The organism is Acidovorax sp. 22279, from assembly GCF_052045435.1.
Classification (GTDB): Bacteria; Pseudomonadota; Gammaproteobacteria; order Burkholderiales; family Burkholderiaceae_C; genus Acidovorax; species Acidovorax delafieldii.
Window position 1 is genome coordinate 209,578 of sequence record NZ_JBQEOV010000004.1, and the last position, 25,834, is coordinate 235,411.

General features: G+C 66.5%; 25 protein-coding genes. 16 read left to right on the plus strand and 9 right to left on the minus strand.

The window, feature by feature from the left end; genetic code table 11:
• Positions 1-9: 9 nt before the first annotated feature.
• A complete protein-coding gene (locus tag ACTJKQ_RS07245; RefSeq protein WP_440596453.1) occupies positions 10-804 on the plus strand; it encodes a glycine zipper 2TM domain-containing protein in 795 nt (264 codons plus the stop codon).
• Between the two features lie 61 nt (positions 805-865).
• On the opposite strand, the gene ACTJKQ_RS07250 is transcribed toward ACTJKQ_RS07245, so the two are convergent.
• From ACTJKQ_RS07250 to fdxA, 4 genes are all read right to left on the minus strand, one after another.
• Positions 866-2,053: an amidohydrolase family protein gene (locus ACTJKQ_RS07250; protein WP_121941659.1), complete on the minus strand. Its 1,188-nt coding sequence runs from the start codon at positions 2,051-2,053 to the stop codon at positions 866-868.
• A gap of 68 nt (positions 2,054-2,121) precedes the next feature.
• A complete protein-coding gene (locus ACTJKQ_RS07255; protein ID WP_056742275.1) occupies positions 2,122-2,838 on the minus strand; it encodes a TetR/AcrR family transcriptional regulator in 717 nt (238 codons plus the stop codon).
• A gap of 51 nt (positions 2,839-2,889) precedes the next feature.
• The gene (locus ACTJKQ_RS07260; RefSeq protein WP_056742273.1) at positions 2,890-3,666 is read right to left on the minus strand and encodes a ferredoxin--NADP reductase; all 777 of its coding nucleotides are present in this window, start codon (positions 3,664-3,666) and stop codon (positions 2,890-2,892) included.
• A gap of 66 nt (positions 3,667-3,732) precedes the next feature.
• Positions 3,733-4,062 carry a ferredoxin FdxA gene (gene fdxA / locus ACTJKQ_RS07265; RefSeq protein ID WP_056057161.1) on the minus strand — a complete coding sequence of 110 codons (330 nt, stop codon included), beginning with the start codon at positions 4,060-4,062 and terminating at the stop codon, positions 3,733-3,735.
• Between the two features lie 175 nt (positions 4,063-4,237).
• Here fdxA and ACTJKQ_RS07270 point away from each other — a divergent pair, with 175 nt between their 5' ends.
• The 13 genes from ACTJKQ_RS07270 to ACTJKQ_RS07330 all read left to right on the plus strand — a co-directional run bounded on the left by ACTJKQ_RS07270 (position 4,238) and on the right by ACTJKQ_RS07330 (position 20,496).
• Complete coding sequence (locus ACTJKQ_RS07270) at positions 4,238-5,857, plus strand: 6-hydroxynicotinate reductase (RefSeq protein WP_440596454.1); 1,620 nt, start codon at positions 4,238-4,240, stop codon at positions 5,855-5,857.
• A gap of 152 nt (positions 5,858-6,009) precedes the next feature.
• Positions 6,010-6,930 (plus strand): UPF0280 family protein, encoded by a 921-nt coding sequence (locus ACTJKQ_RS07275; protein ID WP_440596455.1) that lies wholly within the window; start codon positions 6,010-6,012, stop codon positions 6,928-6,930.
• 21 nt (positions 6,931-6,951) lie between these two features.
• Positions 6,952-7,593, plus strand: coding sequence for an amino acid synthesis family protein (locus ACTJKQ_RS07280; protein WP_440596456.1), 642 nt, complete (start codon positions 6,952-6,954; stop codon positions 7,591-7,593).
• 55 nt (positions 7,594-7,648) lie between these two features.
• Positions 7,649-8,233: an amino acid synthesis family protein gene (locus ACTJKQ_RS07285; RefSeq protein ID WP_063461058.1), complete on the plus strand. Its 585-nt coding sequence runs from the start codon at positions 7,649-7,651 to the stop codon at positions 8,231-8,233.
• Positions 8,234-8,313: 80 nt separating this feature from the next.
• Positions 8,314-9,525, plus strand: coding sequence for an ABC transporter substrate-binding protein (locus tag ACTJKQ_RS07290; protein WP_440596457.1), 1,212 nt, complete (start codon positions 8,314-8,316; stop codon positions 9,523-9,525).
• 167 nt (positions 9,526-9,692) lie between these two features.
• Positions 9,693-11,600 carry an ABC transporter permease gene (locus ACTJKQ_RS07295; RefSeq protein WP_440596458.1) on the plus strand — a complete coding sequence of 636 codons (1,908 nt, stop codon included), beginning with the start codon at positions 9,693-9,695 and terminating at the stop codon, positions 11,598-11,600.
• A complete protein-coding gene (locus ACTJKQ_RS07300; RefSeq protein ID WP_056742258.1) occupies positions 11,597-12,379 on the plus strand; it encodes an ABC transporter ATP-binding protein in 783 nt (260 codons plus the stop codon). The genes ACTJKQ_RS07295 and ACTJKQ_RS07300 overlap by 4 nt, the downstream gene beginning before the upstream one ends.
• Positions 12,380-12,381: 2 nt before the next feature.
• Positions 12,382-13,125, plus strand: a complete 744-nt coding sequence (locus ACTJKQ_RS07305; protein ID WP_440596528.1) for an ABC transporter ATP-binding protein — start codon at positions 12,382-12,384, stop codon at positions 13,123-13,125.
• Positions 13,126-13,200: 75 nt separating this feature from the next.
• On the plus strand, positions 13,201-13,926 hold the full coding sequence (gene pncA / locus ACTJKQ_RS07310; protein ID WP_056057733.1) for a bifunctional nicotinamidase/pyrazinamidase: 726 nt from the start codon (positions 13,201-13,203) through the stop codon (positions 13,924-13,926).
• Positions 13,927-14,046: 120 nt separating this feature from the next.
• Positions 14,047-15,219 (plus strand): ABC transporter substrate-binding protein, encoded by a 1,173-nt coding sequence (locus tag ACTJKQ_RS07315; protein WP_207780597.1) that lies wholly within the window; start codon positions 14,047-14,049, stop codon positions 15,217-15,219.
• 17 nt (positions 15,220-15,236) lie between these two features.
• Positions 15,237-15,743: a (2Fe-2S)-binding protein gene (locus ACTJKQ_RS07320; RefSeq protein WP_440596459.1), complete on the plus strand. Its 507-nt coding sequence runs from the start codon at positions 15,237-15,239 to the stop codon at positions 15,741-15,743.
• On the plus strand, positions 15,740-19,495 hold the full coding sequence (locus tag ACTJKQ_RS07325) for a molybdopterin cofactor-binding domain-containing protein (protein ID WP_440596460.1): 3,756 nt from the start codon (positions 15,740-15,742) through the stop codon (positions 19,493-19,495). The genes ACTJKQ_RS07320 and ACTJKQ_RS07325 overlap by 4 nt, the downstream gene beginning before the upstream one ends.
• A 290-nt stretch (positions 19,496-19,785) precedes the next feature.
• Entirely contained in the window at positions 19,786-20,496 is a 711-nt protein-coding gene (locus ACTJKQ_RS07330; protein WP_440596461.1) for a hypothetical protein, read from the plus strand.
• Positions 20,497-20,924: 428 nt separating this feature from the next.
• Here ACTJKQ_RS07330 and ACTJKQ_RS07335 read toward each other — a convergent pair whose 3' ends face one another.
• On the minus strand, positions 20,925-21,464 hold the full coding sequence (locus tag ACTJKQ_RS07335; RefSeq protein ID WP_440596462.1) for an EVE domain-containing protein: 540 nt from the start codon (positions 21,462-21,464) through the stop codon (positions 20,925-20,927).
• Positions 21,465-21,564: 100 nt separating this feature from the next.
• Positions 21,565-22,185, minus strand: a complete 621-nt coding sequence (locus tag ACTJKQ_RS07340; RefSeq protein ID WP_121941667.1) for a LysE family translocator — start codon at positions 22,183-22,185, stop codon at positions 21,565-21,567.
• Positions 22,186-22,286: 101 nt separating this feature from the next.
• Here ACTJKQ_RS07340 and ACTJKQ_RS07345 point away from each other — a divergent pair, with 101 nt between their 5' ends.
• Positions 22,287-22,736 (plus strand): Lrp/AsnC family transcriptional regulator, encoded by a 450-nt coding sequence (locus tag ACTJKQ_RS07345; RefSeq protein ID WP_094290073.1) that lies wholly within the window; start codon positions 22,287-22,289, stop codon positions 22,734-22,736.
• 8 nt (positions 22,737-22,744) lie between these two features.
• Here the strand turns inward: ACTJKQ_RS07345 and ACTJKQ_RS07350 are convergent, their stop codons facing one another.
• The 3 genes from ACTJKQ_RS07350 to ACTJKQ_RS07360 all read right to left on the minus strand — a co-directional run bounded on the left by ACTJKQ_RS07350 (position 22,745) and on the right by ACTJKQ_RS07360 (position 24,558).
• On the minus strand, positions 22,745-23,173 hold the full coding sequence (locus tag ACTJKQ_RS07350; RefSeq protein ID WP_440596463.1) for a VOC family protein: 429 nt from the start codon (positions 23,171-23,173) through the stop codon (positions 22,745-22,747).
• 38 nt (positions 23,174-23,211) lie between these two features.
• Positions 23,212-23,589 carry a VOC family protein gene (locus ACTJKQ_RS07355; protein ID WP_440596464.1) on the minus strand — a complete coding sequence of 126 codons (378 nt, stop codon included), beginning with the start codon at positions 23,587-23,589 and terminating at the stop codon, positions 23,212-23,214.
• An 87-nt stretch (positions 23,590-23,676) separates the two neighbouring features.
• A complete protein-coding gene (locus ACTJKQ_RS07360) occupies positions 23,677-24,558 on the minus strand; it encodes a helix-turn-helix domain-containing protein (protein ID WP_440596465.1) in 882 nt (293 codons plus the stop codon).
• 103 nt (positions 24,559-24,661) lie between these two features.
• Here ACTJKQ_RS07360 and pobA point away from each other — a divergent pair, with 103 nt between their 5' ends.
• Positions 24,662-25,834, plus strand: coding sequence for a 4-hydroxybenzoate 3-monooxygenase (pobA, locus tag ACTJKQ_RS07365; RefSeq protein WP_440596466.1), 1,173 nt, complete (start codon positions 24,662-24,664; stop codon positions 25,832-25,834).

Below are 25,834 nucleotides of genomic sequence, written 5' to 3' on the forward strand. Positions count from 1 at the left end.
GACATGACCATGAACCTGACAGTTTCTTCTCCTGCCTCGCCCGTACCCGCTGCAGCCCCCGCCGGACCAGCCCTGAAATGGATGTGGGCGGCCATTGGCGCGCTGGGCGTGAGCGTGCTGGCCTTGGGCGCCACCCTGGTGATGCAAAACCGTACGCCCTCGGCAGCAGCCGATGCGACAGCCCCCGCCACCCTGGCGGCGGCCCCCCGCACGCCCGAATCCGAAATCATTGAAGAAAAACGAGCCCAAGCGCCGGTTGTACCTGCCCAGAATGCTATGAATAGCGGAGCAAACTACCGTCCGCAGTCCGGCGGCAGCGCAGGCCGGTCCGGTGACATGGCGGGTGGCATGGCCCCCGGGGGCGCTGCCCAGCCTGTGCGTGCGGCAGCCCCCGTGTGCCGCAGCTGCGGCCGTGTCGAATCGGTGCAGGCGGTTCAACAAGCTGCCCCCGCCACGGGCGTGGGCGCCGTGGCCGGCGGTGTGCTGGGCGCCGTGGTGGGCAACCAGATCGGCAAGGGCAGCGGCCGCACCGCTGCCACCGTGCTAGGTGCCGTGGGCGGTGGTTATGTGGGCCACAAGGTCGAAGAGCGCACCCGCACCCACACGGTGTACCAGGTGGCGGTGCGCATGGAAGACGGCTCGCTGCGCCACTTCCAGCGCGCTGAACCCACTGCTGTAGGCACGCCCGTGGTGCTGCAGGGCAAGGGCTTCCGCGTGGACCAGGGCGGCTCGGCCCGTGCTGCAGGCCCCTATGCGCAGCCGCAGCCCCAGCCGGGTGCGGTGCGGGTGTCGGACACCTACTGAGTCAGGTAGGGAAAAAGCAAAGCCCGCGAAAGCGGGCTTTGCTTTTTGTGTGCGGCGCGGGCTACAGCACCACAGGGATTTCAGTGGCAGGCGGCGTATTGCGGCTGCGCCCGCAGCGCACCAGGCCGTCGATCATCACCATGCCAATGCCCGGGATGTCGCCCAGCTGCACGCTTTCGAGCAGCGTGGCGCCGGCGGTGTGCTGGGCGCGGTCCATGAAGACGAAGTCGGCTGCGCGGCCCACCTCGATCAGGCCGCAGTTCAGGTTGCGGATGCGCGCCGTGTTGCCCGTGGCAAAGCAGAACACCAGTTCGGCGGGGATGTCGGCAAAGCTCGATATCAGCGCAATCATGCGCAGCATGCCCAGCGGCTGCACGCCCGAGCCGGCCGGGCCGTCGGTGCCCAAAATCACGCGGTGCGGGCACTTGAGTTCGATGGCCGCGCGCGCGGCCTGGATGGCGATCTTCTCGTTGCCGTTGTGCACCAGCTCGATCGCGCGGGACGACTTCTCGCACAGCTCGCACACATGCTTCCAGGGCAGCGAGGTGTGGCCGCCGTTGATGTGGCCGATCACGTCGGCATCGGCCTCCAGCACCACGTCCTTATCGATCAGGCCCGAGCCCGGGATGGACGGGCCGCCCGTGTGGATGGTGCTTTGGATGCCGTGCTTGCGCGCCCACGCCACCATTTGCTGGGCCTCGTAGCCCGCCTTGACGGAGCCCAGGCCCACCTCACCCAGCAGCGTCACGCCCGCGTCGGCCAGGTCCTTGAAGTCCTGCTCGGTCATGCCTTTCTCGATCACTGGGGCGCCTGCAATCACCTTCACGCCGCCGGGGCGGAAGTTGTCGAACGAGCGCTGCGCGGTGATGGCCAGCGCCTTCAGGCCCACGATGTCCTTGGGCCGGCCGGGCAGGTGCACTTCACCGGCCGAGACCATGGTGGTCACGCCGCCATTCATGGTCGAGTCGATCCAGCCGATCTGGTTCTGGCGCGGCGTCCAGTCGCCAAACACCGGGTGCACGTGGCTGTCGATCAGGCCCGGCGCCACACAGGTCTGGCGTGCGTCGATCACGGTGTTGGCGTGGTCGGTATCGCAGTCCTTGTAGCGGCCCACGGCCACGATGAGGCCGTCATTCACCACGATGGTGTCGGCGTCGAGGATGGGGTGGTCCAGGTCGCCCGACAACAAAAGACCGATGTTCTGGATGACGACCTTGCCCGATTTGCCGCCTGCTGCTGCTTCTGCCATGGATTCTCCTCGTGGGGTGGTGGGCGGGGCACCACGCGGCACCCCGCAGGGAAAAATCTCTTGTTGATTCAGGCCGCTGCCCTGCCCTTGGGCAGGCTGGGGCCGGGTGCCACGGTGCGCAGCACGCTGTCGATGACAAACGATTCCCAGTGCGCCAGCGCGTCGGGCGTCTCCAGGTCTTCACCGAGAAAGGCCGACAGCGTGTGCCGGTTGGACATGTAGAAGTAGCCCGTGGCGGCGATCAGCAGGTACACATCGCGCGCCGACACGTCCTTGCGGAACAGCCCTTGCGCCTGGCCGCTTTCGAGCACGCGGCGGATCACCTCGATGGCGGGCGACGAGTATTCACGGGCGCGCATCGACTTGGAGATGTGCTTGCCCTTGTGCAGGTTCTCGGTGTTGAGCAGCGTGATGAACTCGGGGTTCTTGCGGTAGTAGCCCACCACAAAGCGGATCACCGCTTGCAGCGCCTCCACCGGCTTGGCGGTATCCAGGTCCAGTTTGGACTCCGCGTCGTTCATGCGCCGGTAGGTTTCCTCCAGCACCTCGATGAACAGGCCTTCCTTGCTGCCGAAGTAGTAATAGATCATCCGGTCGAAGGACTTGGCCGCCTTGGAGATCTTCTCCACGCTGCCGCCTTCGTAGCCGTAGCGGGCGAACACCTTGGTCGCCGCCTTCAGGATGTTGTCGCGCGTGGTCTGCGCGGCCTGCTCGCGCACGCCCGTCTTGCGGGCAGAGGCTGCGCGGGGGGACGCGGTCCGGGTCTTGGTGGGAGTAGCAGACATGGCGGGTCCTGGTGGATGAGGCGGGCCCCCGGTAAGGGGGCCGCCGGGGGATCACTGCTCTGCGAACGCGCGCTCGATCACGAAGTCGCCGGGCTTCGTGGTGTTGCCTTCCTTGAAGCCACGCTCTTCCATCATGTGCTTGAGGTCGCGCAGCATTTCGGGGCTGCCGCAGATCATCACGCGATCTTCGGTGGGGTTGAGTGCGGGCAGGCCCAGGTCGCGGGCCATCTGGCCGTTTTCGATCACGGTGGTCACACGGCCCTGGTGCTTGAAAGGCTCGCGCGTCACGGTGGGGTAGTACTTGAGCTGCTTGGTGACCATCTCGCCCAGGAACTCGTGTTGTGGCAGCTCCTGCGTGATGTAGTCGTGGTAGGCCAGCTCCTTCACCTCGCGCACGCCGTGCACCAGGATGACTTCCTCGAACTTCTCATAAGTCTCGGGGTCGCGGATCAAGCTCAGGAACGGGGCCACGCCCGTGCCGGTGGAGAGCATGTACAGGCGCTTGGCGGGCAGTAGGTAGTCGATCAGCAGGGTGCCCGTGGGCTTCTTGCCGACCACGATGGTGTCGCCCACCTTGATGTGCTGCAGGCGCGAGGTCAGCGGGCCATCGGGCACCTTGATGGAGAGGAACTCCAGGTGCTCTTCATAGTTGGGGCTCACGATGCTGTAGGCGCGCAGCAGGGGTTTGCCGTTTTCGCCGCGCAGGCCAATCATCGTGAAATGGCCGTTGGAGAAGCGCAGCGCGGTGTCGCGCGTGGTTGTGAAGGAGAAAAGGCGGTCCGTCCAGTGGTGGACCGTCAGGACGCGTTCGTCAAGAAAGGCGCTCATGGTGCGTTAGATGGAAAAGTTGGAAGCAAATAAGGAATTTGGCTGAAGAGCAGGGCCCCATGCGCTCTACAGCGCAATGTTCAGGCCTGAAAGCTTGTGGCTCACAACCCTCCATTGTTCCGCATCTGGCAAAGCCGCTTTTCTTTTGGTGATTGTGGGGAGCGTGGGCGCCAGCTTTTTGTTGAACTGCAGGAAGATTTCCATGCCCTCGGGCAGGTCGTCTTCGGCATAGATGGCGTTGGCCGGGCACTCCGGAATGCACACCGCGCAGTCGATGCATTCGTCCGGGTCAATGACCAGGTATTCCGGCCCTTCCTTGAAGCAATCGACAGGGCACACATCGACGCAGTCGGTGTACTTGCACCGAATGCAGGCGTCTGTCACAACATGCGTCATTTTGGGGCTCCTCATGCACCATTTTTGGGGGCGCAAAAACACCATTGCAGAGTCTGGTTGATTCCGCTACATTGACATCAAATGTAGTGTTCACAACATTTAAGTTAAGTGAATGCTACACAAAATGCAATGCGCGTACAAGCACTTGCCACAATGCAATGAATGGGCCGCCACGATGACTGAACACACCAAGACCGACGGGCTACCTGGCATGGATGCGCCGGATCTGCCGCAGGTGCTCGAGCGCGCCCGGCCCCGCAACGAGCGCATGAACGCTGCCAAGGTCGAGTGCAATGCGTGTCCGGTGCTGTGCCAGATTTCCGAAGGCCGCGCAGGGGCTTGCGACCGTTATGCCAACCACGCGGGCGTGCTCGTGCGGCTGGACCCGGTGGTGCTGCTGCGCAAGACCCTGGAGGCGGGCGAGGCCACGCTGGTGCCGTTTGCGGGCCGCGCCCCGGCTGCACAAGACGCTGAAACCGCAGTGGCTCCAGCACCCACATGGAACGGCGATCTGCTGCTGTCTGAAGAGGTGTTCGTGACGGGGGTGGGCTCGTCCACCACCTACCCCGACTACAAGCCGGCGCCCTTCATCGTGGGTTCCCAGACCGATGGCGTGGACATGGTCACCGTGGTCACCGAGGGCATCTTCAGCTACTGCAGCTTCAAGGTGAAGATCGACACCGACCGCTTCCTCGGCTCCGAGCAGGCCAACGTGCGCTGCAAGGGCGAGGTGGTGGGCCATGTGACTACGGCAGAGTACGGCTCGCAGATGCTGTCGCTGGGCGGTGTGCACCACCTCACGGGTGGCACCAAGAAAGAAGGCCGCATCACCGCCGAGATGATGCAGGCGCTGGGCAACAAGCAGGCGGTGGAGTTCACCATCGACGGCGGCTCGCAGCTCGTGATCCAGGCGGGGCGTGCGCCCATCGTCAACGGTGTGGCCGAGCAGCGCATGCGCGTGGGCTGCGGCTCTGCGGCCATTGGTATCTTTGCGCGCCAGTTCTTCGGCCATGCCGACGAGGTGGTGGTGGTGGACGACCACATCACCGGCGTGCTCACCGAGCATCAGGCGGGGCGCTGTCTGGACATGAAGCCCTCGGGCATCCAGATGCGCGGGCGCAAGTCCACGCCGGGCCGCTATTTTCAGGTGGCGAACCCGGGCACCGGCTGGGGTGGCACCGACATTGCCGACCCGCTGTCCATCATCGAGGGCTGGGACGAATCCGTCGCCTGGCCGGGGTTGCGCCTCTTGATGACCTCCACCACGGGGGAGCACGCATCCTGGTACGTGCTGGACGAGCAACTCCATCCGGTCGAAGCCGAAATGCCGGCCGAGGTGCGCCGCATCGTGGACCGCATCGGCGAAAACTGCGAGCCCTCGCTGGCGTCTGTGCTGTTCCTTGGCGGAGCCGGCGGTAGTCTGCGCGCAGGGGTCACCGAGAACCCGGTGCTGCTCACGCGCTCCATCAAAAACGCGCTGGTCAACGTGACCTGTGGCGGTGCCCCCGCCTATGTATGGCCGGGCGGCGGTATTACCGTGATGGCCGACGTGCTGCGCATGCCGGACAACAGCTTTGGCACCGTGCCCACCCCCGCTATCGTGGCGCCCATCGAGTTCAGCATGCGCCGTGCGGACTACGAAGCGCTGGGCGGGCACACCGAACAGATCCGCAGCCTGCGTGAAGTGCTGGAGCGCGGTGCGTGGCACAACGACGGTGCACCGCAGGCGCGCGTGTGGCAGACCTTGCCCGCCGCCAATCCGTGGCCGCTGGGTCGCCCACCTCTGCTGGGTTGATATGAAACACCCCCTGAGTCGCTTTGCGCCTTCCCCCTCCAGGGGGACGACACCCTCGCTGCGGGGCGGCCCTTGCTCGGCGTCTCTGGCGGGGGCCGCGCCGGTGTTTGCGGCTGCGGGCGGTGCGCCCTGCGTTGAGTACTGAAACGCACATGCAAGCCGCTCGCAAGCTCCTGTCCGATGGCCGCTGGCATTTCCAGCATGGTCCGATGGACCTCATCCTCCAGGCCGAAGGGGTGCGCGACGCCGTGGCCCAGGCGCACGAACGCGCGTGGCAACGTTTTGAAGGGCTGCTGCAGGAGCTGGTGAATGAACTTCCCGGCCTGCGGGCGCCGGTGGGTGCGCACTGCACGTTGCAGGGCGTGGTGGCGCGCCGCATGTGGGCCGCCTGCAGTCCCTACCGCGCAGGCTTCATCACATCGATGGCGGCGGTGGCGGGTGCGGTGGCGCAGGAGATTCTGGCCTGCTACGAGCAGCCGGGCATAGACCGCGCCTGGGTCAACAACGGCGGCGACATTGCGCTGCACCTGGCGCCCGGCCAGTCGGTCACGGTGGGGGTGTACGCTGACATCGCCGCACTGAATGCTGCACAGTTGCGCAACGGTTTGGTGCTGGATGGGCAGATCCGCATCGACAGCGCCATGCCGGTGCGCGGTGTGGCCACCAGCGGCTGGCGGGGGCGCAGCCAGTCGCTGGGCATTGCGGACAGCGTGACGGTGCTGGCGCGTACGGCGGCGCAGGCCGATGCGGCGGCCACCATCGTGGCCAACGCGGTGGATGTGGCCGATGCGCGGATTGTGCGCAGGCCCGCGTGGCAGGTGCGGGACGACAGTGACCTGGGGGCCATTCCAGTCACCGTGGATGTCCCTGCCTTGCCCAGGGAGCTGGTGGCCCGGGCATTGCACCAGGGGCTGCAAAAAGCGCAAGAATTGCAGTCCAACGGCCTGCTGTGGTTTGCGCTGCTGGCGTGCCAGGGGCAGTTGGTGGCGACCTCGGCGCCCCAGGCGCTGGCGGATGCGGTATGGCCCCGAGATCCGGCGGTGGAATCGGAAGTTGGTTCAGTATTTGCTTAACGAAATGCACAGGTCTCCAGAATGATCCAGATACGACGCGTTTTCACCCATCTTGAGGAAATCCGGCACGAATTCGGGCCGGTGGCCGATGTGCCGCTGCTGCGTGGCGCCATTGGCGCGGTGCTGACCAACCCCTATGCGGGGCGGTACGAGCCCGACATCCTCCCCATGATGGACGCGCTGCAGGACGTGGGGCTGGACATGGCCCAGCGCCTCCTGAAGGCCATGGCGGTGCCTGCCGAGCGCATCGAGACCTATGGCAAAGGCGCCATCGTGGGCGCGGCTGGTGAGCTGGAACACGGCGCGCTGTGGCATGTGCCCGGCGGCTACGCCATGCGCGAACTGCTGGGCTGGAAGGGCGACCGCAACGCCTACGCCAAGGGCCAGGCCGAAGAGAAGACGGGGCAGCCCGCGAATGCGCTGTCCATCGTGCCCTCCACCAAGAAGGTGGGCGGCCCCGGTGCGGCGCTGGATGTGCCGCTGACCCACATCAACGCCAGCTACGTACGCAGCCATTTCGACGCGATCGAAGTGCGTGTTCCGGGCGCGCCATCCGCTGATGAGATCGTGTTCATACTTGCCATGACCACGGGCCCGCGCATCCACGCCCGCGTCGGAGGGCTCAAGGCCGCAGACATCAGCCAGTGGAACGGCCTGCGCTGAGCCGCCCGCCGACCCGCACACCATCGAACAAGACAAGATCCCAAGGAGCCAAAAAATGCCAGCCAAGATTCGAAAGATCATCGTCCAGACCGACGAGGTCCGCGTGGAAATGGGGCGTGACGTTCAGCCCCCGGTGCGAAAGGCGCTGGCCATGGCCGTGATCGAGAACCCCTTTGCCGGACGTTATGTGGAAAACCTCGACGAACTCATCGCCATCGGTGAGGAGCTGGGAGGCCTTCTGGGCGCCCGCTGCGTGCAGGCCCTGGGCATTGCCCCGGGCGATGCGCACAGCTACGGCAAGGCCGCCATCGTGGGCGAGGCGGGCGAGCTGGAGCACGCCGCCGCCATCCTCCACCCCAAGCTGGGCGCACCACTGCGTGTGGCTGTCGAGAAGGGTGCCGCGTTGGTCCCATCCAGCAAGAAGATGGGCGGCCTCGGCACGGCCATCGACGTGCCCCTGGGCCACAAGGATGCGGCTTACGTGCGCAGCCATTTCGATGCCATGGAAGCCCGTGTAGCCGATGCCCCGCGGGCCAATGAAATCGTGGTGGCCGTTGTCGTGACTGACAGCGGGCGGCCGTTGCCACGTGTCGGCGGCCTCACGGCCTCTGAAATAAAAGGCGTTGACGGCCTGCGCTGAGCCCGGCGCGCGTACAACACACACCTGTCCTGTCTCACCCCCGTTCGATCTCTCTGCAACCATCCTTCAGGAGTCTCCCCATGACGATGCGACGAAACCTCATGCGTGCCACGGCTGCGGCTGCATTGGCCCTTACCCTGGCCCCTGTTTTTGCCCAGGGCGTGATCAAGATTGGCGAGGTCAACAGCTACAAGGCGCAGCCCGCTTTCCTGGAGCCCTACAAGAAGGGCATGGAGCTGGCGGTCGATGAGATCAACGCTGCGGGCGGCGTCAATGGCAAGAAGATCGAACTGATCACGCGCGACGACAACGCCAACCCCGGCGACGCCGTTCGTGTGGCCGAAGAGCTGGTGTCGCGCGAGAAGGTCGATGTGCTGGCTGGCACCTTCCTGTCGAACACCGGCCTCGCAGTGGCCGACTTTGCCAAGCAGAAGAAGTTCTTCTTTCTCGCAGGCGAGCCTCTGACCGACAAGATGACCTGGCAGGGTGGCAACCAGTACACCTTCCGCCTGCGTCCCGGCACCTACATGCAGGCCGCCATGCTGGTACCCGAGGCCGCCAAGATGAAGAAAAAGCGCTGGGCCGTGGTCTACCCCAACTACGAATACGGGCAGTCTGCCGTGGCGGCGTTCAAGCAACTGCTCAAGGCCGCCCAGCCCGACGTGGAGTTTGTGGCTGAACAAGCCACGCCACTGGGCCGGGTGGATGCCGGCAGCGTGGTGCAAGCGCTGTCGGATGCCAAGCCCGACGCCATCTTCAACGTGCTGTTTGGCGCAGACTTGTCGAAGTTCGTGCGCGAAGGCAACACGCGCGGCCTCTTCAAGGGCATCGAGGTGGTCAGCGTGCTGACGGGCGAACCCGAATACCTGGACCCCCTGAAAGACGAGGCCCCCAACGGCTGGCTGGTGACCGGCTATCCCTGGTACGGCATCAACACCCCCGCACACAAGGCGTTCGAGCAGGCGTACCAGGCCAAGTTCAAGGACTACCCGCGCCTGGGTTCGGTGGTGGGCTACAGCATGATCAAGTCGGCTGCGGCCGGTATTGCCAAAGCCAAGAGCACCGACACCGACAAGCTGGTCGCTGCCTTCAAGGGACTGCAGGTGGACACCCCATTCGGCAAGATCACCTATCGTCCTGAAGACCACCAGGCCACCATGGGCGCGTTTGTTGGCCGCACCAAGAACGAAGGCGGCAAGGGCGTGATGGTGGACTACGTCTACCTGGATGGCGCCGATGCCAAGTACCAGCCGTCCGCTGCCGACGTGAAAAAGTCACGAAGCGCTGAATGATTCCCCTAGGAGTCTGAGGCGCCTGCTGCGCCTCGGTCCCAGCAGACGCTACCGGCAGTCCGGCACAGCCGGATTTCTGGTGGCGCTGGCGGGGGCGCGCCTGGCTTCTTTCATGTGCTGCGAGCGATGCGCAACACGGGTGGTGATGACTTGAGGGTTTTTCGAACATGAGTTTTTCGGGTTTCATCGTTCAGCTCATCAACGGGCTGGCGAGCGCGTCGTCGCTGTTCCTCGTGGCGGCGGGTCTGTCGCTGATCTTTGGCGTGACCCGCATCGTGAACTTTGCCCATGGCTCGTTCTTCATGGTGGGCATCTACGTCGCGTACTCGCTGGTCGAGCGCCTGAGCGGTGCGCTGGGCTTTTGGGTGGCCTTGCCGCTGGCCGCTCTGATCGTCGGCGTGCTGGGGGCGCTGATCGAGGTGGTGCTGCTGCGCCGCATCTACAAGGCGCCCGAGCTGTTCCAGCTGCTGGCCACGTTTGCACTGGTGCTGGTCATCAAGGACGCCGTGCTGTGGCTCTGGGGCCCCGACGAACTGCTGGGCCCGCGCGCGCCGGGCCTTTCGGGTTCCGTCAGCCTGCTCGGGCGGCAGTTTCCCAGCTACGACCTGTTCCTCATCGTGGTCGGTCCGCTGGTGCTGGGTGCGGTCTGGCTGCTGCTCACGCGCACCCGGTTTGGCACGCTGGTGCGTGCCGCCACGCAAGACCGCGAGATGGTGAGCGCCCTGGGCGTCAACCAGGCCTGGTTGTTCACGGCCGTGTTTGCGCTGGGCGCGATGCTGGCCGGGCTGGGTGGCGCACTGCAACTGCCGCGCGAGCCCGCGACGCTGGAGATGGACCTGCACACCATCGGTGCCGCCTTCGTGGTGGTGGTGGTGGGTGGCATGGGCTCCATTCCGGGCGCGTACGCCGCCGCGCTGCTGATCTCCGAGATCAAGGCCATCTGCATCTGGCTGGGTGTGGTCGATGTGTTTGGCCTGAGTGTGTCGTTTTCCAAGCTGACCCTGGTAGTGGATTTTCTGGTGATGGCGGTGGTGCTGGTCTGGCGCCCGTGGGGCCTGTTCGGCAGGCCGCAGGCGCCCAGCCGCTACGTGGGCATGCAGGAGGAGCCGCTGCGTCGGCCTGGCAAGGCCTACCTGGTGGCGGCCGCCGTGCTGGGCCTGCTGCTGGCGGCAGCGCCGCTGCTGACCGCGCAGTCGCCGTACACCACGGTGTTGCTGATTGACCTGCTGATCGCAGCGCTGTTTGCGGCCAGCCTTCACTTCATCATGGGGCCTGCGGGCATGCACTCCTTCGGCCATGCCGCCTACTTCGGGCTGGGCGCCTATGGCGCGGCCCTGCTGGTCCGCTCGCTCGGGCTACCGATGGAGATTGCACTGGTGGTGGCGCCGCTGGTGGCGGCGGCCGGGGCGTTTGTCTACGGGTGGTTCGCAGTGCGGCTGTCGGGTGTGTACCTCGCCATGCTGACGCTGGCCTTCGCCCAGATCACCTGGGCCATCACCTACCAGTGGGACAGTTTCACGGGGGGCAGCAACGGCCTGACCGGTGTCTGGCCTGCGGCCTGGCTGGCAGACAAGCGCATGTATTACTGGCTCACGCTGGCACTGGTGGGGGCAGGGGTGTGGTGGCTGCGCCGCGTGCTGTTCTCTCCGTTTGGCTATGCGCTGCGCGCGGGGCGCGACTCTGTGCTGCGGGCCGACGCCATCGGCATCGACGTCAAGCGCATGCAGTGGGCGGCGTTTGTGGTGGCGGGCACGGCTGCAGGGCTGGCAGGGGCGCTGTATGCGTTCTCCAAGGGCAGCATTTCGCCGGAGTCGCTGGCCGTGGGCAAATCGGTGGACGGGCTGGTGATGGTGCTGCTCGGCGGCATCCAGACGCTGGCGGGCCCCGTGGTGGGCGCGGTCACCTTCACCTGGCTGCACGACACCGTGGCGCGCAACACCGACTACTGGCGCGCCATGCTGGGCGCCATCATCCTCATCCTGGTGCTGCTGTTTCCGCAGGGCATCGCGGGCACCATCAAACAGATTTTTGACAACATGCGCGACGCCAAGAACAACAAGGAGGGCACAGCATGAGCCTCCTCAAAGTCACCGGTCTGGGCAAATCGTTTGGCGGCGTCAAGGCGGTGGATGGCATCCACTTCGAACTGGCGGCTGGCGAGCTGCTGGCGCTGATTGGCCCCAATGGCGCGGGCAAGTCCACCACCTTCAACATGGTCAACGGCCAGCTGCCTGCCGATGCAGGCTCCATCCAGCTCAACGGCCAGGAGCTGGTGGGCCGCAAGCCTCGCGACATCTGGCGCATGGGGGTGGGCCGCACCTTTCAGATCGCCGAAACCTTTGCATCGCTGACGGTGGTGGAGAACGTGCAGATGGCACTGATCTCCAACGACGGTCTGCTGTTCTCCCTATGGCGCAGGGCTGCCGACCACAAACGCGAAGAAGCCCTGGCGTTGCTCGACCAGGTGGGCATGAAGTCGCAGGCTGACCGGCCCTGTAGCGTGCTCGCCTATGGCGATGTGAAGCGCGTGGAGCTGGCGATTGCCATGGCCAACGCTCCCAAGCTGCTGCTCATGGACGAGCCCACCGCCGGCATGGCGCCCAAGGAGCGCAACGAACTCATGGCGCTGACCAAGCAGCTGGTGATCGACCGCAATATGGCGGTGTTGTTCACCGAGCACAGCATGGACGTGGTGTTTGCCTATGCCGACCGCATGATCGTGCTGGCGCGCGGGCGGCTGATTGCCGAGGGCAAGCCGCTGGAGCTGCGCGACCACCCCAAGGTGCAGGAGGTCTACTTCGGCACCGGCAAGACGTTTGAGAAGAAAGCCGCAGCCAATGCGGAGGCGGCATGACCATGACGACCCACAACCCCAAAGAACTGCTGCTCCAGGCCAAGGGCCTGCAGGCCTGGTACGGTGCCGCGCAAATCCTGTACGACGTGGACCTGGACGTGCGCCGTGGCGAAGTGGTTGCGCTGATGGGCCGCAACGGCGCAGGCAAATCCACCACGCTCAAGACGCTGATGGGCATGCTGGCCAAGCGAAAGGGCAGTATCCAGTTCATGGGCAAGGACCTGTCCAGAACCGATCCGCACGACGCTGCCCGCCTGGGCCTGGGCTTTGTGCCCGAAGACCGCCGAGTGTTCACCGACCTCACGGTGATGGAGAACCTGGAAGTGGGCCGCCAACCCGCCCGCACCTGGCCCGATGGCACAGCCGCCCCGTTGTGGACGCCCGAGCGCCTGTTCAAGCTCTTCCCCAACCTGGGCGAGATGCCCCAGCGCCCTGGCGGCCGCATGAGCGGTGGCGAACAGCAAATGCTGACCGTGGCCCGCACGCTCATGGGCAACCCTTATCTGGTGCTTCTGGACGAGCCCTCTGAAGGTGTGGCGCCCGTCATCGTGGAGCAGATGGCGCACATGATCCTGGAGCTGAAAGAGCAGGGCGTGAGCATCCTGCTGTCCGAGCAGAACATGCACTTTGCCGAGCTGGTCTCCGACCGCGCCTACGTGCTCGAAAAGGGCCAGATCCGTTACCAGGCCAGTATGGAAGAGCTGGCCGCCAACGAAGAGGTGCGCCGCGCCTACCTCAGCGTGTGAAGCAGAAGTTCCCCGGCCCTGGCCTTACCGGGCCATGGCCGATGTGTCAGTGCGTTCCCAACCGGAGTGTTCACCATGCAAACTGCGCAACGTCGTCGCTTTCTTCTTCAATCGGCCGCGCTTACCGTGGCCGGGGCCAGCTTCCCTGCCAGCTGGGCGGCAGGCAAGATCAAACCCGGTGAGCGAGCGGCGCTCATCGTGGTCGATGTGCAGAACTGTTTTGTTCCCGGCGGCACGCTGCCCGTGGCGAAGGGGGATGAGGTGGTACCGGTCATCAACCGCATTGCCACAGCGTTTGAAAACGTGGTGGTCACGCAGGACTGGCACACCCAGGGCCACGCCTCTTTTGCCAGTGCTCACGCGGGCAAGAAGCCGTTTGAAACCACCAAGCTGAGCTACGGCCAGCAGGTGCTGTGGCCCGACCATTGCGTGCAGGGCACCGACGATGCCGCCCTGCACAAGGACCTCCAGGTGCCCAAGGCCCAGGTGATCCTGCGCAAGGGCTTTCACCAGCATGTGGACAGCTACTCGGCCTTTGAAGAGGCCGACCGCAAGACCTCCACCGGCCTGGCGGGTTACCTCAAGCAGCGTGGCATCAAGACCGTGTTTGTCACGGGCCTGGCCACCGACTTCTGCGTGGCCTGGACGGCGCTGGACGCCAAACGCCTGGGCTTCGAAACCTATGTGGTCGAAGATGCGACCCGCGCCATTGACCTCAACGGATCGCTCGACGCGGCCTGGAAAAACATGAAGGCCAAGGGCGTCAAACGCATCCAGTCCAGCGACATCGATGTCGCCTGACGGCGCACCGCACCGGTGCTTCGGCGCCGGGGTTTGACGGATTCACAACACCCCGCAGAAATGGTTGCGCAGCCGCTCCGCTTGCAGGGAAACTTGCGCCTTTGATGTAAGGAGCGTTTCATGAAATGTCGTGGGATGGAGGAGGGCAGCATCGACCGCCGTGTGGTGCTGACGGCCCTGGCCGCCGCTGCTCTGGGGGCCGCGGGCCCGGCGGCTGCCGAGACCGGGGTGACGGACACCCGCATCAAGGTGGGGCAGTCGGCGGTGTTCACCGGCCCGGCCAAGGATTTCGGGGTGGACTACAAGGCGGGCATTGCGCTGGCGTTCGACAAGGTGAACAAGACCGGCGGCGTGCAGGGGCGCACGCTGGAGCTGGTGTCGCACGATGACGCGTACGAGCCAAAGAAGACCGCCGAGAACACGGCCAAGCTCATTGACGAAGACAAGGTCTTCGCACTGATCGGCTACGTGGCCACCGGCAACCTCATCGCCGCCATGCCCCTGGCAGAGAAGGCTGGCGTTCCCATGTTCGCGCCGCTGGTGGGCACCACCTCGTTTCGCACCAACCACAACCGCTACCTGTTTCACGTGCGCGCCAGCTACGAGACCGAGCTGCGCAAGATCGTGGGCCACCTCGCCACGCTGGGCATCAACAACATCGCCGTCATCTACCAGAACAGCGCGTTTGGCAAATCCAACCTCGACACCTGCCTGCAGATCGCCCAGGGCCTGAAGGTCAAGGTGGTCGATTCCGTGCCCATGGAGATCGCAGCCACCGACGCCAAGCCCCAGGTGGCGCAGCTCACCAAGGCCCAGCCGGGCGCGGTGGTGATGATCATGGCGGGCAAGATGGTGGAGGTGTTCCTGCGCGACTACCGGGCGGCGGGCGCTGCGTCGCCGCTGTACACCATCTCGGTGGGCATCACCGACGCACCGGGCTCCGCGCAGCGCCTGAACGGCGGCATCGAAGGGCTGGTCACGGCCAGCATCGTGCCCTCGCCGCAGGCCAGCCGCCTGGCCATCGTGGCCGACTACCGCAAGGACCGCGCGGATGCAGGCGAAAAAATCGACAGCTACACCATGCTGGAGGGCTATATCGCCGCGCGTGTATTTGTGGAAGGCCTCAAGCGCGCAGGCAAAGCGCTCACGCGGGAAGGCTTCATCAAGGCCATGGAAGACATGGGCACCACCAAGATCGGCGACTTTCCGCTGGTGTACGGCCCGGGCAACCACAATGGCTCCAACTTTGTGGACCTGGAGATGTACACGCGCAGCGGGTCACTGCGACGCTGAGAACAACCCACCGAGACATGCACGCGCCCGCTTCACCCTCCCCGGTCGTCGTCAATGGCCAGCCGTTTGCCCTGCCGCAGAGCACCTTGGCCAGCGCCACGTTGCTGCACGTGCTGCGCAACGACCTGTCGCTCAACGGCCCCAAGTACGGCTGTGGCCTGGGGCAGTGTGGTGCCTGCACGGTGCTGGTGGATGGGATTGCCGCGCGGGCCTGCGTGATCCCGGCGCAGGGCGTGGCGGGCCGCGAGGTGACCACGCTGGAAGGGCTGCCCGGGCGCTGCAGCCGCACCGCAGGACTTCACCCGGTTCAGCAGGCCTTTGTGGATGAACAGGCCGCGCAATGCGGCTATTGCCTCAACGGAATGGTGATGATGGCCGTGGCCTTGCTGGAGCGCAATCCTGACCCCGACGAAGCGGCCGTGCGCCGCGAGCTGTCGGGCAACCTGTGCCGCTGCGGCACACATGTCGAGATCATCCGCGCCGTATTGCGCGCGGCCCAGTTGATGCGCGAGGCCCAGGCATGAACACGCCTCCACCCCTGCGCGCCCACAGCCCGCTCACCCGCGCCGACTTCCATGCCGCCCAGGGCGTGCTGCTGGTGGTGCGCAACCCGCCGCCCGCACCACCGCCCGTCAAGGGCCAGCCCGCCCTGGTGGCGGGCAACCCGGCCGAGGGCGTGGAGATACTGGTCGCCGTGTGGGACGACGGCAGCGTGACCGCACTCAACGGCCATGTGGACCTGGGCACCGGCATCCGCACCGCGCTCGCGCAGATCGTGGCCGAAGAACTCGACGTGCCCTTGGCCCAGGTGAACATGGTGCTGGGCGACACCACACGCGCGCCCAACCAGGGCGCCACCATCGCGAGTGCATCCATTCAGATCCACGCCAAGCCCCTGCGCACCGCTGCCGCGCAGGCGCGCCACTGGCTGGTGGCCCAGGCCGCAGAGCGGCTGGGTGTGCCGGTGGAGGCAATGCAGGTGCGTGCGGGGATCGTGCAGGTCACTGCAGACCCGTCGCGCCACGTGGCCTACGGCGCGCTGCTGGCGGGCGCGCACACCACGCTGGAGCTGGTGGACGCCACGACCACCAAGGCCGCCGCCGATTACACCGTGGTCGGCCAGTCCGTGCCGCGTGTGGACATCCCCGCCAAGGTCAGCGGCGAGCTGGTGTTTGTGCACGACATGCGCGTGCCCGGCATGCTGCACGGCCGTGTGGTGCGCCCGCCGTATGCGGGGGCCGACCATGGCGACTTCATCGGCAACACGCTCGAATCGGTGGACCAGCAGTCCATCGCGCACATCCCCGGCATCCGCGCCGTGGTGGTGATCCGCGACTTTGTGGGCATCGTCGCCGAGCGCGAGGAACAGGCCGAGCAGGCGCTGCGCGAGCTGAAAGTGCGCTGGAAGGACTGGCCCGGCTTTCCGCGCCAGGACAGCGCCGAGGCGCTGGAACAAGCCATCCGCGCCAACCCCGCCACGCAGCGCCGTCTGGTGGACGAAGGCGATGTGGAGGGCGCCCTGGCCGCGCTGTCTGCCGACGGCCAGCCCATGCCGCGCACCTATGTGTGGCCCTACCAGATGCATGGCTCCATCGGCCCATCGTGCGCGGTGGCCGAATGGCGCAGTGATGACAGCACGGGCCGCCCGCGCATGACGGTGTGGGCGGGCACGCAAAACCCCCATGTGCTGCGCGCCGACCTGGCCCGCCTGATGGGCCTGCCCGATGTGGACATCGACCTCATCCGCATGGAGGCCGCAGGCTGCTATGGCCGCAACGGTGCCGACGATGTAGCGGCTGACGCCGCGCTGCTCGCGCGCGCCGTGGGCGCCCCGGTGCGCGTGCAGCTCACGCGCGAGCAGGAGCATTTGTGGGAGCCCAAGGGCACGGCGCAGCTCATGCAGGTGCGCGGCGGGCTCAAGGCCGATGGCACCGTGGCGGCGTACGACTTTGAAACGTCCTACCCCTCCAACGGCGCGCCCACGCTGGCCCTGCTGCTCACCCGCACCATCGAACCCGTGGCCCAGGCCTACGAGATGGGCGACCGCACCGCGCGCCCGCCCTACCAGTACGACAACCTGCGCGTGGCCGTCAACGACATGCCGCCCATCGTGCGCGCATCGTGGTTGCGCGGCGTGTCGGCCCTGCCCAACTCGTTTGCGCACGAGTCCTATGTGGACGAGCTGGCGACAGCGGCGGGTGTGGACCCGGTGCAGTTTCGCTTGCAGTTGCTGAACGACCCGCGCGCTGCCGAGCTGGTGCAGGCCACGGCCGAAAAGGCGGGCTGGATTCGCCGCACCGGCCCGCAGCAGCGCCCCTTGGAGGGTGACAACAAAGGTGAGTGGGTCCAAGGCCAGGGCTTTGCCTACGCCCGCTACATCCATAGCAAGTGGCCCGGCTTTGGCGCCGCCTGGGCGGCCTGGGTGGCCGATGTGGAGGTCAACAAGAAGACCGGCGAGGTGCACGTGCGCCGCGTGGTCGTGGGGCACGACGCGGGCCTGATGGTGAACCCCGCCGGTGTGGAGCAGCAGGTGCACGGCAACGTGCTGCAGACCACCAGCCGCGCGCTCAAGGAGCAGGTGACTTTCGAGCCTGTCAAGCAGGCCGTGGACAACCGTGAATGGGGTAGCTACCCCATCCTGAGCTTTCGCGAGGTGCCGGTCATCGAGGTCATGCACATGCCCCGGCAAGACGAGGCGCCGCTGGGCTCGGGCGAGTCGTCTTCTGTGCCGGGCACAGCAGCGATTGCCAATGCGATTTTTGACGCCACGGGTGTGCGCTTTCGCGCGCCGCCCTTCACGCCCGAGGTGGTGCGCGCCGGGCTCAACCCCTTGCCCGGTGGCGCAGGCGAGGCGGCTGCAGGCAGCACCGCACCCACTGAGCAGGCCGAGGTATTGCCCACGCTGGAGCTGCCCGCACCCACCGTGCCAGCCAGCGCCACATGGCCCACCCAGCGCAGCCCCTGGGCGCGCGCCCTGGCCCTGGCCGCTGGTGGCATCGCCATGGGCGCCGCGCTGCTGGGCTGGCGCCCCTCCATCGCGCCCGTGGTGCAGACGGCGGGTGCCTCGGTCTACAACGCCGCCACCATCGAGCGGGGCCGCCTGCTGGCCGCTGCGGGCGACTGCGTGGTGTGCCACACCGCACCGGGCGGCACGCCCAACACGGGCGGCCGCGCCATGGAAACGCCCTTTGGCAAGGTCTACACCACCAACCTCACGCCCGACGCCGAGACCGGCATCGGCCAGTGGTCCTTCAGCGCCTTCCAGCGCGCCATGCGCGAAGGCATCTCGCGCGATGGCAAACACCTGTACCCCGCGTTCCCCTACACGTCGTTCGCCAAGATGAGCGACGACGACCTCACCGCGCTGTACGCCTACCTGATGGCGCAACCCGCCGTGCGGGCCGAGGTGCCGAAGACAGAGTTGACCTTCCCGTTCAGCGTGCGCCCGCTCATGGCGGGCTGGAACGCGCTGTCCCACGACGCGACCCCGTTCAAGCCCGACCCGAATCGCCCCCCCGAGTGGAACCGCGGCGCCTACCTGGTGCAGGGCGTGGGCCACTGCGGCGCCTGCCATACGCCGCGCAATGCGCTGGGGGCTGAGTTGGGCGGGGCTGCGTTCCTATCGGGCACCATGGTGGATGGCTGGGAGGCGCCTGCGCTCACCGGCCTGTCGAAGGCGCCCGTGCCCTGGACGGCCGATTCTTTGTATGGCTACCTGCGCCACGGCCACAGCCCGCAGCACGGCAGCGCCTCCGGCCCCATGGCGCCCGTGGTGCGCGAGCTGGCCCACTTGCCTGACGACGACATCCGCGCCATGGCAAGTTACCTGGCCTCGTTCACCGCTGCGGACGCGGCTACCCAGCCAGCCACCCTGCCAGTGTCTGACCCGCAGCAGCGCGCCCAAACCGCTGTGGCCCAGGCCGCTGCGCTGGCCCCGCAGCCCGGCCAGGCCCAGCGTTTGTTCGACGGCGCCTGCGCCGCCTGCCACCACGACGGCGTCGGCCCGCGCCTGCTGGGCGTGAACGTGCCCCTGGCGCTGAACAGCAACCTGCACAGCGACCGGCCCGACAACCTACTGCAGGTCATCGTGCACGGCATCCGCGAGCCCGCCGCGCGGGACATCGGCTTCATGCCCGGCTTTGGCCACGCGCTCAGCGACGCGCAGATCACCGAGCTGGCGGGCTACATGCGCCAGCGCTACGCCCCCGGCCGCCCGGCGTGGCGCGATGTGCCCGAGGCGCTGGCCCGTGTGCGGGCGGGGCCTGCACATCCTTAGAGCGGCTAACAAAACTCTTCTGGCGTTGTTGCTGTGTCTTGTCGTACTGCTCGTACTGCCTGCGACACAGCGCCTAGCCAGAACCGCTTCGCTGAGTTTTGTTAGCCGCTCTTAGACGGCTCCGACGACCCTCCAGGCCATGCCTGGGGGAGCGTCAGCACGTTTTGGAGCCTTTTGGTGCTGATGTGCTAGTGGAATATGCGCAAGCAGCTATCAAAAATGGAGCAAATGGATCGTCCGTAGGCCCCGTGTTCAGCCCGACAATCGCGCTACACCACCGCCCAGACACCATGACACCTGCCGCTCCCTCGCCATTGCACAGCGCCCTGCGCATCCCGCACCGGCGCGTGCAGCGCATCGGCGGCGCCGCAACGCTGGCCCTGTGTTGCCTGGCCCTCACGGCCTGCGGGCCGGATGTGCAGGGGTCGCCCAAGCCGCCTCCGGCGTTTGGCCCCGTGCAGAGCAGCTGGTTCGGCTGCCCGTCCTTGCAAGGGGTGTACGCCTGGCCGCCGGTGGAGCCCGGTGGTGTGCGGGGCAGCCTGCCGTTTTTTACCGGCTCGCCGGAGATGCAGGTCTGGGTGCAGCAGCAGCGCGGCGTAACCACGCTGCGCACGCGCACCGTCAACCGCGCGCGCAACGTGCGCACCTCGCTCACCCGGCAGTGGAGCCTCGTCACCTACAGCGGCGTGCAGGCCCGCTGCAGCTCCGGCATGCTCGACCTGGTCCCGCAGACCGTGTCGCCGGACAAAGAGCCTGGGGCCTCGGGCGTGCTGCAAGGGTTCAGGCTGGCGCTGCTCAAGGATGGCGGGCTGGCCGTGGGCAAGCGCACCGTCAGCACGGGCAACAAGGGCTCGTACTTCTCGTGGGGCGGGCAGTCCTACGGCAGCTACGACGCACCTGATGTGGAGACCTGGACCTGGTTCAAGCTGGCCCGCACCGCTGCGGGGGACAGCGAGCCGCCGGTCATTGACGCCTACGTGCCCGGAGCCACCTCGCCTTAGGCTTTTTGGCTGCAGAGCGGCGTGCCAAAAAGCCCGCGAACTTCCCCGTTTATTGCGCTACCGCCTGCGCCGCCTCCTCGGCACAGTGGCATCGGGGCTTGGTCCATGGTGGGGCAGGCCCGGTCGCCCGCCTCTTTTTGTCGTGGCTGGCGCCCATGTCATCGGCCAGCCCCTGCGGCGGCCGCCCACTGTTGCCGTTCAAGGAGAAAACCATGCCCGCTAGCGAAATTGAAATCCACGCGATCGTGCTGCGACTGCTGCGTGAAGGCTATACCGCCCTGACCGCCGCCCAACGCCGGGTGGTGGACACACTGATGGCGGTGTGCTGACAGCTGCCCGCGGGCTGTTCGGAGGCCCCACGGGGCTGTTCGCGATCCGTTTGAAGCCTTTTGGGCCGGATGCGCTAGTGCTGATTGCCTGAATAGCTATCAAAAATGTAGTAACTGCAGTTCGGCCTGCATCGCCTGCGCAATCAGGCGCATGTCGTGGTCGCTCACGGCAAACAGCCCAAACCGGAACTTGCTGCCCCAGCGCTGGCGGTCGTCCACAAACTCCAGCGCGTCCAGCAGCGGCGCAATCGCCGCCTCGCGCGTAGGCACATAGGCCACATCCCGCCGCGACGGCACAAACCCGCCGCCCATGTCAAACGCATACGGCGCGCCCGGCAACACGATGCCGATGGAGACAAACGCCTGCAGCCGGTCCTTGCCCCCCATGGTCACCGTCGGCGCGTAATACGCCACGCGGTCGCCGGGCCGTATGCGCTGCAGCGGCGCCACCTTGCCATGGCACACCTGCATGTAGCCCGCGCCTGGCGTGGCACAGCCCCGGCGGGCATGCTGGGCGCAGGCCACGGCGATCCAGTTGCGGCGCGTGGCGGCCGCAGAGGTCGCTGCCGACAGGGGCATGTCGTTGCGCGCAGGCTCGGCATCCGGCCAAAGAGGGTGTTGCAGCACGGCGTTGGTCATGAGAAAAGCTCCGGATCAAAGAAGCCACCGATGGTGCGGGCGTGCTGCTGACACCGCAGTGTCAGTACCTTTGCAGCATCCCTGTGCGCAGCGCAACGCCTCAGACCAGCTGCCCCCACTGCCACAGTGCAAACCCGCCCAGCAGCAGGGCCGACGCCCGGTTGATGCGCTGGCGCCAGGCGGGCGTAAAGCGCTGCCGCTGGTAGGCAATCGCGCCGGTCAGCAGCAGCCACCAGGCGGCAGAGCCCACCAGCACGCCCGCCACCATCCACAGCGGCGACGGCAGGCTGGGCCGGCCGCCACCCAGCGAGCCAAACACCGCAATGAACGACACGATGGTGGCCGGGTTGGCCAGCGTCAGCGCAAACGTGCCGGCCGCCAGGCCCAGCAGCCCCCGCGCATCGCGGGCCGGGGCTGCGGTGTGGGCCACCGGCGCGTGCCAGGTGCGCCAGGCCAGCACCAGCAGCAGGGCGCCGCCGCCCAGCGCCAGCGGCGTCTTGGCCTGCGTCAGCCCATCGATGAGCCAGCGCACGCTGAAGGCGCCCACGGCGCCATACACCGCATCGGCTGCAGCGGCGCCCAGGCCGGTGGCCAGCCCGGCCGCCAGGCCCCGCTCCAGGGTGCGTTGCATCGTCAACAGGCCAATGGGGCCCACGGGGGCCGCGATGAGCACGCCGATGACGGCGGCTTGCAGAAACACGGTGAGTGAGGTCAAGTCCATGCTCCGATGCTAGGGCGATGGCTGGCGGTGGAGAATGCAGAAAATTCGGCGAATCCAGAATTTGGTTTCGGTTTTTTCTGTGCCAATCGATAAAGGCTTTTATGGAAGTCGATGACAAAGCCTGGCGCCTGATCAGCGCGCTGCAGGCCGATGGCCGCGCCTCGCTCAAGGAACTGGCCGAGGCCGTGGGCCTGTCGGTGCCCGCCACGCTCGAGCGCCTGCGCCGCCTGCAAGAGGCGGGCGTGGTGCGCGGCGTGCATGCCGACATCGACCCCGCCAAGGTCGGCTACGGCGTGCGCGCCGTGGTGGGCATCAACGTGCCGCAGCCCGGCAAGAAGGCACTGATCGACAAGCTGCGCCAGTCGCCCCAGGTGCTTGAGTGCCACCATGTCAGCGGCAACGACTCGTACGTGATGCAGGTCGTGGCGCGCGACCTGCCCGATCTGGAGCGCTTTCTGGGCGACATCAACGGCTATGGCGAAACACGCACATCCATCGTGTTCTCCACGCCCATCCCGCTGCGCGGCCTGACCCGGCCGGAGGCGGGCTGACTCACCCCTCAGAACGTGATCTTCACCGACGCCGCACTGCGCTGCGCGTCGCCATGGAACACCGCCTCGATGTTGTTGCCGTCCGGGTCCAGCACAAACGCCGCGTAGTAGCCGGGGTGGTACGCGCGCTCGCCCGGCCCGCCGTTGTCGGTGCCGCCGTGGGCCAGTGCGGCACGGTAGAACGCATCCACCATCGCCCGGTCCTGCGCCTGAAACGCCAGGTGCGTGCGGCCTGTCAGGTGGCCCTGAGCTGCAGGGCTGTCGGCCGACGACACAAACAGCTCGTCCGCCCAGAAGTAACCCTCGTCCGCCCCGCCCATGGGCACCTGCAGGGCCTGCAGCACCGCCGTGTAGAAGGCCTGGCTGGCCGCCAGGTCGCGCACGACGAGCTGCACATGGTCAAACAGCCTGCCCCGGTGGATTTCTTGCGCTTCCATGGTGTGCTCCTTTTGTAGACCGTTAGTGCGTTCTGGCTTCAAGACAGTGCGTGCAAACCCACGAGGTTGCCATCCAGGTCGTGGATGTGCGCAAAGAACCCCATGCCCGGTGGCAGCGCCTGGCGCGGCAGGGCCACGCGACCGCCCTGGGCCACCGCGCGGTCCAGCGCGGCGTCGAGCGATGGCGATGCGTCCAAGTACACCAGTGTGCCGCTGCCCGATACCTGCGGTGCCGTTGGGCCCATCATCAGCGCGCCGCCCACGCCGTCTGCTGCGCCGTTGTAGGGAAACACAGCACCTTCGCTGGGCCCCATGTTCTCGCGGCGCAGGGTCTGGCCCAGCACGGCTTCATAAAAAGCCTGGGCGCGGTCGAGCTGGGTGGTGGGGATTTCAAACCAGGCGATGGCGTTTTTCATGAAAGGCTCCTTGTGTGTGAAAGAAAGAAGCCTCGATGGTGAATCGGGGCTACTGACAGCGGCGTGTCAGCAGCCTGTCACGCGGCATCACACCGCCGGAGCGGGCGCCGACGCCGCCACCTGCGCCCGAAACGCCCTTGGCGACAGCCCCGCATCGCGCGTGAAGGCGCGGGTGAAGTACGCCGGGTCGGCATAGCCCAGCGTGTAGGCAATGGTGGCCACGCCCAGGTGGGTGTAGGCCAGGTTGCGCCGGGCCTCGCGCATCAGCCGCGCTTCAATCAGCCGCTGGGCAGACACGCCCGTGGCGGCCCGCGCCACGCGGCTCAGGTGCGTGGGCGAAACGGCCAGCGCGCGCGCATAGTCGGCCACCTGCCAGTGCTCCAGAAAATGTGCCTCGATCAGCGCCTCCAGCCGCTGCACCAGGCTGGACTCTGGTGCAGCGGTGTCGCTCGGGCTGTGATCCTCAATGGCCCGCGCCACCCAGCCCAGCAGCGTGGCGCTCAGGCCCCGCAGCACCAGCGCACGCGCCTTGGCGCGGCCCGAGAACTCCTGCCAGATCTGCCCCATGGCCTGGCTGATGGGTGGGCTGGCGGTGACCACGGCGGGCCGCGCCAGGTCGCGGCGCACATCGCCCACGCGCACAAAAATCTCGTCCATCAGCTCGTCCGCCAGCGTGGCCACCCAGCCCTGCGTGTGCTGCGTAAAGCGGAATGCGTGCACATGCCCCTGCGGCACGTTGATGAGCGCACCGGCAAACAGCGCAATCCGCTCGCCATCCAGGTGCGCCACACCCCCGCCCGAGGTGATCAGCAGCACCTGGTGCAGCCGCGTGTGCCGGTGCGGCGCCAGCTCCCAGTCGTGAAGCGCCGATCGCTCGGCAATCGTCTCGCAGTGCAGCACATCGGGCAGGTGCTGCGACTCGCCGAACAGGCTGTACGAGTGGATGGTTCCGATGTTCGAAAAGTGCATGTTCTGGCTCCATCCGTCCATTCAACGCGGCGACTGTGCCACGTATCTTTGGGTGGTCCGTTTGATCAATGTCATGAACGCACCAACCACTACAGGAGACACCATGAAAACCCAGGTTTGCATCATCGGCGGAGGCCCCTCGGGCCTCATGCTCTCGCAGCTCTTGCACCTCAAGGGCATCGACACCATCGTGCTGGAGCGCCAAAGCCGCGAATACGTGCTGGGCCGCATCCGCGCTGGCGTGCTGGAGCACGGCTTTGCTGCGTTGATGCGCGAGGCACAGTGCGGCGAACGCATGGACAAGGAAGGCGAGATCCACGACGGCTTCATCATCGCCCACGACGGAAAGATGGACCGGGTCGATTTGCACAAGTACAGCGGCGGCAGCTCGGTGGTCGTCTACGGCCAGACCGAGCTGACGCGCGACCTCTACGAAGCGCGCGACCGCATGAAGGGCGTCGTCATCCACAACGCCGAAGACGTGCAGCCGCACGACCTCAAAAGCGCCAACCCGTATGTGACTTACCGCAGTGGCGACGAGGTGGTGCGCATCGACTGCGACTTCGTCATCGGCGCCGACGGCTTCCACGGAGTGAGCCGCAAGTCCATTCCGCGCGACGTGCTCAAGGAGTATGAAAAGGTCTACCCCTTCGGCTGGCTGGGCGTGCTCTCGCGCACCAAGCCCGTCTCGCCCGAGCTGATCTACGCCAAGCACGAACGCGGCTTTGCGCTGTGCTCGCTGCGCTCGCAGGCGCTGAGCCGCTACTACATCCAGGTGCCGCTGACCGACACCGTGGAAGACTGGTCCGACGAAGCCTTCTGGGACGAGCTGAAACGCCGCCTGCCCGCCGAGGTGGCCGACAAGCTGATTACGGGCGCATCCATCGAAAAGTCCATCGCCCCCCTGCGCTCCTTTGTGGCCGAGCCCATGCGCTACGGCAACCTGTTCCTGGCGGGCGACGCCGCCCACATCGTGCCGCCCACCGGCGCGCGGGGCCTGAACAGCGCGGCGTCGGACATTTACTACCTGTACCACGCTATGGTCGCGCACTACAAGGATGGCGACAGCACCGGCCTCGACAAGTACTCCGAAAAGGCCCTGGCCCGCGTGTGGAAGGCCCAGCGCTTCTCTTGGTGGATGACGACCATGCTGCACACCTTCCCGGATTCGATTGCCTACGACCAGAAGCTGCAGGACACCGATCTGGCGTACCTGTTCTCGTCCGAGAAGGCGCTGGGGTCGCTGGCGGAGAACTATGTGGGGTTGCCGTTCTGA

Excerpts from the sequence above, each read along its gene's own strand:
- ACTJKQ_RS07245 (WP_440596453.1), top strand. The coding sequence starts at position 10 with ATGAACCTGACAGTTTCTTCTCCTGCCTCGCCCGTACCCGCTGCAGCC.
- ACTJKQ_RS07250 (WP_121941659.1), bottom strand. The coding sequence starts at position 2,053 with ATGGCAGAAGCAGCAGCAGGCGGCAAATCGGGCAAGGTCGTCATCCAG.
- ACTJKQ_RS07255 (WP_056742275.1), bottom strand. The coding sequence starts at position 2,838 with ATGTCTGCTACTCCCACCAAGACCCGGACCGCGTCCCCCCGCGCAGCC.
- ACTJKQ_RS07260 (WP_056742273.1), bottom strand. The coding sequence starts at position 3,666 with ATGAGCGCCTTTCTTGACGAACGCGTCCTGACGGTCCACCACTGGACG.
- fdxA (WP_056057161.1), bottom strand. The coding sequence starts at position 4,062 with ATGACGCATGTTGTGACAGACGCCTGCATTCGGTGCAAGTACACCGAC.
- ACTJKQ_RS07270 (WP_440596454.1), top strand. The coding sequence starts at position 4,238 with ATGACTGAACACACCAAGACCGACGGGCTACCTGGCATGGATGCGCCG.
- ACTJKQ_RS07275 (WP_440596455.1), top strand. The coding sequence starts at position 6,010 with ATGCAAGCCGCTCGCAAGCTCCTGTCCGATGGCCGCTGGCATTTCCAG.
- ACTJKQ_RS07280 (WP_440596456.1), top strand. The coding sequence starts at position 6,952 with ATGATCCAGATACGACGCGTTTTCACCCATCTTGAGGAAATCCGGCAC.
- ACTJKQ_RS07285 (WP_063461058.1), top strand. The coding sequence starts at position 7,649 with ATGCCAGCCAAGATTCGAAAGATCATCGTCCAGACCGACGAGGTCCGC.
- ACTJKQ_RS07290 (WP_440596457.1), top strand. The coding sequence starts at position 8,314 with ATGACGATGCGACGAAACCTCATGCGTGCCACGGCTGCGGCTGCATTG.
- ACTJKQ_RS07295 (WP_440596458.1), top strand. The coding sequence starts at position 9,693 with ATGAGTTTTTCGGGTTTCATCGTTCAGCTCATCAACGGGCTGGCGAGC.
- ACTJKQ_RS07300 (WP_056742258.1), top strand. The coding sequence starts at position 11,597 with ATGAGCCTCCTCAAAGTCACCGGTCTGGGCAAATCGTTTGGCGGCGTC.
- ACTJKQ_RS07305 (WP_440596528.1), top strand. The coding sequence starts at position 12,382 with ATGACGACCCACAACCCCAAAGAACTGCTGCTCCAGGCCAAGGGCCTG.
- pncA (WP_056057733.1), top strand. The coding sequence starts at position 13,201 with ATGCAAACTGCGCAACGTCGTCGCTTTCTTCTTCAATCGGCCGCGCTT.
- ACTJKQ_RS07315 (WP_207780597.1), top strand. The coding sequence starts at position 14,047 with ATGAAATGTCGTGGGATGGAGGAGGGCAGCATCGACCGCCGTGTGGTG.
- ACTJKQ_RS07320 (WP_440596459.1), top strand. The coding sequence starts at position 15,237 with ATGCACGCGCCCGCTTCACCCTCCCCGGTCGTCGTCAATGGCCAGCCG.
- ACTJKQ_RS07325 (WP_440596460.1), top strand. The coding sequence starts at position 15,740 with ATGAACACGCCTCCACCCCTGCGCGCCCACAGCCCGCTCACCCGCGCC.
- ACTJKQ_RS07330 (WP_440596461.1), top strand. The coding sequence starts at position 19,786 with ATGACACCTGCCGCTCCCTCGCCATTGCACAGCGCCCTGCGCATCCCG.
- ACTJKQ_RS07335 (WP_440596462.1), bottom strand. The coding sequence starts at position 21,464 with ATGACCAACGCCGTGCTGCAACACCCTCTTTGGCCGGATGCCGAGCCT.
- ACTJKQ_RS07340 (WP_121941667.1), bottom strand. The coding sequence starts at position 22,185 with ATGGACTTGACCTCACTCACCGTGTTTCTGCAAGCCGCCGTCATCGGC.
- ACTJKQ_RS07345 (WP_094290073.1), top strand. The coding sequence starts at position 22,287 with ATGGAAGTCGATGACAAAGCCTGGCGCCTGATCAGCGCGCTGCAGGCC.
- ACTJKQ_RS07350 (WP_440596463.1), bottom strand. The coding sequence starts at position 23,173 with ATGGAAGCGCAAGAAATCCACCGGGGCAGGCTGTTTGACCATGTGCAG.
- ACTJKQ_RS07355 (WP_440596464.1), bottom strand. The coding sequence starts at position 23,589 with ATGAAAAACGCCATCGCCTGGTTTGAAATCCCCACCACCCAGCTCGAC.
- ACTJKQ_RS07360 (WP_440596465.1), bottom strand. The coding sequence starts at position 24,558 with ATGCACTTTTCGAACATCGGAACCATCCACTCGTACAGCCTGTTCGGC.
- pobA (WP_440596466.1), top strand. The coding sequence starts at position 24,662 with ATGAAAACCCAGGTTTGCATCATCGGCGGAGGCCCCTCGGGCCTCATG.